General features: G+C 36.6%; 2 protein-coding genes. Both read left to right on the forward strand.

All coding sequences use genetic code 11. From position 1 onward, the window contains the following. Positions 1 to 522: hypothetical protein (locus H8Z82_RS16920; RefSeq protein ID WP_173684876.1), on the forward strand; the 522-nt coding region annotated here is incomplete at its 5' end. 190 nt (positions 523 to 712) lie between these two features. Next, positions 713 to 970 (forward strand): hypothetical protein (locus H8Z82_RS16925; protein WP_147324795.1); only part of this gene is annotated, 258 nt, incomplete at its 3' end.

Consider the following 970-nt stretch of genomic DNA (forward strand, 5'->3'; position numbering starts at 1 on the left):
AGCCATTACAAAGGCAATCAGTTTATTCTTCTTACCGAAACCGGTGCAGAGGGTGAAGAAGATAAAAAAATATATAAACTGTGTATTGTACACTTCTCAGCAGGAAAAGTTGTGGTTGATCAAACAAAATATTTTATGAATACCGGTTATGAAGTGCTTCAGGGAATCAATTACAGTGACAAATACGGATTATTTATTGTTACGACGAAAAAACTGGAATATTTTCCTAATGGTGATGTGCAAACCAGTGGAAGCAGGGTACTACACATTGATATGAGCAGAACTAAAACAATGAAATTTAAAGATGGCAAGAAATATCCTGTTTTAATTCCGGATTTTGCCTTTAACAATGAACTGGATGAATCAAAGTTCTTTAGTTTTGAAATGGAATCCGTAGCGATTGACAGAAATACAAACAATATGATTGTGTCGGTTAATGCGAACAGTCCGATTGCGGGCGATAATGGTAAACATCCGGGGGAAGACTACATCTACAGATTTTCTTCCATTGAATTTAAATAACGAAACTTATCTTTACAGAGATTGGGTTCCTGCAAAGGTAGAAAAAAGCGGCTTTTCAAGCCGCTTTTTCTGCATAGTTAAATATGTTAAATAAAAAAAGATTGTTGAAAAATATTACATATATGATACAATTGTTAACATAAACGTAACATGATAACGAGGTATAATGATGGAAAGAAGGCAAAGTATTATGAGAAGGAGAGGCAAAACATTTTTATCGCTGTTTCTTTCTGCTGTGATCGTTACCGGTCAGCCGGTATTGGCAGCCGATTTTTCTGCTGGAGAGGAAACATTTATTTCGGAAACCACAGAGCAGGAAGGCGATGTATCGGAAGCTTCAGCTATTTTCGAGGATACTGTGGATTCAGACAGTGAAATGAGATATGAGAAATATGAGGCGACAGTTTCTAGTGAAATCCTTGATTTGGGACAGACTGGAGTAAACGGC

It is taken from the genome of Blautia difficilis, from assembly GCF_014297245.1.
GTDB lineage: Bacteria > Bacillota > Clostridia > Lachnospirales > Lachnospiraceae > Blautia_A > Blautia_A difficilis.